Source organism: Candidatus Avelusimicrobium alvi (assembly GCF_958451995.1).
GTDB lineage: Bacteria > Elusimicrobiota > Elusimicrobia > Elusimicrobiales > Elusimicrobiaceae > Avelusimicrobium > Avelusimicrobium alvi.
This window is the reverse complement of the sequence record NZ_CAUDSG010000061.1, coordinates 1-4,898: the sequence shown is the minus strand read 5'-3', so window position 1 is coordinate 4,898 and position 4,898 is coordinate 1. Positions and strand designations below refer to the sequence as shown.

Genomic DNA, 4,898 nt, shown 5'->3' with positions numbered 1-4,898 from the left:
AAAACATTTTTCCGCCTTGAGGCGTTTTATAGACAGGGCTAAGACCTGCATAAAACAGCAAAACGACTCTCCAGGCCTGTAAGGGGCCCCCTTCCAGGGGACGGTTCTCTATGCGGGTACATCCAACTAATTGAGCCATACCGTTTAAACAAGGCCGCTAAACAGCCGTACAACAAAAAGCGCCTCCCTAACTGACAGAGAGGCGTTTTTTCGGTAAATTTTCTTCCGCTTTAATCGGTAATATAACTGTCTACAATCTCGCCGAAATAAAACACGTGGTAATCGTTCGGCTCTTTGTGATACCACAATTCGTTTAAGGCTTTATCCAAGTTTTCCTGCCCCATCAGGCGGTTATATACCACCTTGCATTCAAAGTGCATACCGGGCACGGCCAGCACCGGCGTGGCGATTTTTTGGCTCTTTACTACGCTAAGCCCGCAGGCGGCCAGCTTATCCATATTCCGGCCGGACTGCGTGCCGCATACCGAAAGCGCCTGCGGCAACTCCACATAAGGAAGCGTAACGGTAAACTCGCGCGATTTTTCCAACAGCTCATACGTAAAGCGGTTTTGGCGCACCACCACATTAAAAACCGGCAGCCGCCACAGCACGCCCACACCGCCCCAGCCGATGACCATCGTATTGATTTTATTGCCGGACTTGGTGGTTAAAAACGCGCCTTTGGAAAGAACGTCCAAATTCTTCTGCGCATTAAAATTATACGGTACTCTTTGCATAATATGCCCCCTTATTTTTTTATTATAACTTCCCGGCGGCGCGGAAGCAAGCGGTTTTGCGGGTTAGATACCCCTTGTATGCAAACGTCCCGGCGCCGCATTAAACGGAACCGGGACGTTGCACCACAGCCAAAAACTTAACGGTGCAGGTTTACAAAAGCCGCGGCTTCTATGCCCGCCTTGGCGCCCGTACCCGCCGCAATAACGGCCTGGCGGTAATGCTTGTCCGCGCAGTCCCCGGCGGCAAAAATCCCTTCAATGGTGGTGCGGGTGCGTTCGTCGGCCAGCACCAGGCCGTTGTCGGCCAGCGCCACCAAGGAATCTTTCAAAAAATCCGTCTGCGGCACCGCGCCGATGGCCACAAACAGGCCCGCGCAGGGGATGTCCGCCGTTTCGCCGGTCTGCACGTTTTTCACTCTCACGCCTTCCACGGCTTCCGCGCCCAAAATTTCCACGGGCACGCTGTTAAGCACCAGCTTAATGTGCGGGTTGGCTTTGGCTTTTTCCACGGTTACTTTGTCCGCACGGAAAGCGTCGCGGCGGTGGATTAAATTGACCTCGGGGCAGAACTGCGCGAGGAACAGCGCGTCTTCAAACGCGGTGTTGCCGCCGCCCACGATGCACACCGTTTTGCCGCGCATAAAAAACCCGTCGCACGTGGCGCAGGCGGAAAGCCCGCGGCCGATAAATTTTTCTTCGCCGGGCAGTCCCAGCCAGCGCGCCTTGGCGCCCGTGGCCACGATGACGCTCATCGCCTTATACTGTTTGCCGTCCGCGCACGTGAGCGTAAACGGGGATTTTTCCCCCTCCACCTTGACGATTTCGTCCGACGTAAATTCCACGCCCAGGCGTTTGCACTGTTTGTGCATATTGTCCATAATCTCAAACCCGCCGACGGGATTTACAAAGCCCGCGTAATTTTCAATATCGCTCGTTTGCAAGAGCTGTCCGCCGGGAACCGCGCCGCCCGCAATAATGGTTTTCACGCCCGCGCGCACCGCATAAATGGCCGCGCTGCACCCCGCCGGGCCCGCGCCGATAATAAGCAAATCCGTTTCAATCATAATGCCAAGAACTCCTTAAATAATTTTTGAAAAAACTCCACCGGAAACCCCACCACGTTCGTGCGGCTGCCGACAATGCGCTCAATAAACATATCGTCTTTATCCTGCACGGCGTACGCGCCGGCTTTGTCCATATGTTTGCCGGCCAGGTTTTCCAGCTCCTCATCGGAAAGTCTGCGCGCCTTGCACTTGGACACGTCATGCCCGAACAGCATTTTCTGCTCCGCCAGGCACAGCACGCACATACCCGTATAGACGGACTGCCAGGACCCGTTGAGCTTTTTTAAAATCCGCAGGGCGTCGGCCCTGTCCTTGGGCTTGCCGATGATTTCGCCTTTGCAGTACACCAGCGTGTCCGCGCCGATGACCACCGCGTCCGGATATTTTTGCGCCACGTCAAACGCTTTCTGCACCGCCAGGTCTTTTACACGCGCGGCGGGGCGTTTTTTGTCGCTGCGCTCCGGGCTTTGGGAAGGAATAATCTCAAACTGCATTCCCTGCTCTTTTAGCAGCGCAATGCGGCGGGGCGATTTGGAAGCCAGCACCAGACGCATATTATTTCCGTACAAATTTAGAGATGATGATATACCCCAGCACCAGCCCGACCGCGCCGCAAATGCTGATATGCAGCGACAGCGGATGAATGCCCAGGCCGTACACGCGGGTAAGCGCGGCGTCTAACTGCTGGGGCAGGAAAGAAGCCAGTTTTTCCAGGCCCAGCCCGATAAGGGCACCCACCACCAGCGTAAGCAATGCAAAAATAATTCCTCTCATATGTGCAACTCCTGATAATTTAGTTTAAAGTGATTGTATCTTTTTTAATCGGCACGGGCACGTTGGTTTTGCCGTCTTCCGCATCCGTCAGGCTGTAGCGCATGCGCCAAAAGCCCCAGCCGGCCAGCAAAGCCACGCCCCCCACCGCCAGCCACGGGCCGGGCAGATAATGCGGGGCCAGATAATCGCTGAGCACGCCCGCGCCTAAAAAGCCCGCCGCCGAGCCCAGGTTGTAAAACACCATCAGCATACCCAAATACCGCCCGCGCGTTTCGCGCGAAGCGATGTTGGAAACCATCGTCTGCTCGCCGGGCGACACAATCAGCTCGCCCAGCCCCGCCAAAAACACGCCCATGGCAATCAGCGTAAATCCGTCAAAAAATCCGATGGAACCAAACCCCACCGCATACATCGCACACCCCAGGAGCATGGCCGTAGAAAGGCGTATCTTCGCCATCAGCCGGGTGGCCCAATACTGCAAAAACACCACGACAAGCCCGTTTATGGTAAAAAACCAGCCGATATAATACTCCGGCATATGCAGGTACTGCTTACAATGGATGGAAAGCCCCACCACCAGCTGGGAGTTGACCGCCGTAATCATCACCACATAGAGGCAGATTTTAGCAAGCCGCGCGTCTTTTAAGGACAACAGGGCGGACACAAAGCTGGGTTTTCTGGATTTGCACGGCACGTGACGGTCCTGCACCAGCCGCCCGAGGTACAAAATGGTGACGGCGTATAAAAGCGCGGTAAAGAAAAACGCCAGGCTGTAGGAATAACGCACCAGAAAGCCGCCCGCCGCCGGGCCCAGCGCCCAGCCGATGTTAAGCCCTATGCGGATAATGCCAAACGCTTCCACGCGTTCTTTGGGCGAAGTGTTATCCGTCACCCAGGCGTTGGAAGCCGGACGGAAAAACGCGCCGAGGAAGGTGGTTAAAAAGTAACACGCCAGCATCCAGCCCACCTGCACTTTTAGCTGAATGCACAGCCCCAGCGCAAACATCGCGACGATTTGGGAAAACAGCCCCCACAGCATGACGGTTTTGCGGCCGAACGCGTCGGCCAGTTCGCCGCTGACGGCGCTGGAAACACAGCGCGATAAACCCGCCAGGGCAATCACAAGCCCCGCCATAGCCGGCGTAAGCCCGCGCTGGGTAATCAAATAAATCGTAAAGAAAGGAAGGGACAGCCCGTAGCCGAACAGCAACAGCCCGTTGGCCGCGGCGATAATAACCATTCCCCTTCGGGTAGAAGCTTGCATATATGTATATTGTATTAAATCCGCACGCGTTAAGAAAGGGCGGCAAACGGTGCAAAAATACGCCCGGCCAATCAGACCGGGCGCATGTATCATTCAAGGAAGGAAAGACTTACAGCCACTCCACTTCGTCTGAGGTGCAGGTGTCGCCATAGTTGACGCATTTTAATTTCTGCACAAATCCTTTATAAGGCCCTAACCCCTGGCCATAACCGCTGAATGGGCAGTCATATCTATAGGTACAGTTAAGCCCGCCGTGGGAGCCGTTCATTTTTACACCCGGCTGAATGTTGTCGGGGCACTTCGCATTAGGCATGCCGGCAGCATTTAAGCAGTTAACCTGGCCGAAAAGGTCAGAATAATTGAAGTTTTTGATTGGCGCAAGCTCCACTCTGCAGCAGCTAAACGTTCCGGGATTCGGGTCCGTAGGTGTCGTAGGCGTTTCCGGTTTGGGAACATCCGGCGTGGCGCCCGTGCAGGCGTACTTTTTAAAGCCGCCGCTGATCCAGCTGCTGTTAAGCGTCCGCAGCTTCTGGCAGTAAGTGTCCGAAGCGGCGCATTTGTTGTTTGCCGCACGCAGCATGCAGCCAAACCCTACCAGCTTGCTTACGCAGGCCGCCGCACCGGAGATAGAACCGATGTCCGGATGCCAACCGATATTGCTTCCGTTGGCGCAAACATATTCTGTAGAATCCGCACCGTATTTCTTTAAAATACACGCCGTAAAGTCGGAAACCGAGTCCGAGCAGCAGTCCTTTTCTTCATCGCATTCTTCCTGGGTTTTGGAACACGCACTCCAGGCGCCGGCGCTCCACTCTCCAGTAGAAGCGTTACACGTTACAGAACGAGTCTGTGTGCCGCAGTCGTTGCACGCCTGGCTCTCTTCCGGCTTCGTCCTCGTGCATTCGCACTCATCGGCTATGGAGCAAGCACCCCATTCTCCCCACATACCGTTGGAAGTGTTGCACGTGCGCGTCTGCGTGCCTTTCCCCTGGCATCCGCACGCACGCGTGCTTTCCCCTTCACAGCTGCAAGCGTCAGAAATGGAACACGCACTCCAAC

General features: G+C 55.2%; 5 protein-coding genes and 1 pseudogene. All 6 read right to left on the bottom strand.

What is annotated here, in order from left to right:
• Positions 1-230: 230 nt before the first annotated feature.
• Positions 231-737, bottom strand: a complete 507-nt coding sequence (locus tag ACQY36_RS07905) for a flavin reductase family protein (RefSeq protein ID WP_428078727.1) — start codon at positions 735-737, stop codon at positions 231-233.
• 137 nt (positions 738-874) lie between these two features.
• Entirely contained in the window at positions 875-1,801 is a 927-nt protein-coding gene (gene trxB, locus ACQY36_RS07900) for a thioredoxin-disulfide reductase (RefSeq protein ID WP_428078725.1), read from the bottom strand.
• Entirely contained in the window at positions 1,798-2,355 is a 558-nt protein-coding gene (locus ACQY36_RS07895) for a Maf family protein (protein ID WP_428078723.1), read from the bottom strand. The genes trxB and ACQY36_RS07895 overlap by 4 nt, the downstream gene beginning before the upstream one ends.
• Before the next feature lies 1 nt (position 2,356).
• On the bottom strand, positions 2,357-2,575 hold the full coding sequence (locus ACQY36_RS07890; RefSeq protein ID WP_428056803.1) for a hypothetical protein: 219 nt from the start codon (positions 2,573-2,575) through the stop codon (positions 2,357-2,359).
• 19 nt (positions 2,576-2,594) lie between these two features.
• The gene (locus ACQY36_RS07885; RefSeq protein ID WP_428072685.1) at positions 2,595-3,815 is read right to left on the bottom strand and encodes an MDR family MFS transporter; all 1,221 of its coding nucleotides are present in this window, start codon (positions 3,813-3,815) and stop codon (positions 2,595-2,597) included.
• 133 nt (positions 3,816-3,948) lie between these two features.
• Positions 3,949-4,898: pseudogene (locus ACQY36_RS07880) on the bottom strand (hypothetical protein); the annotation flags it as partial.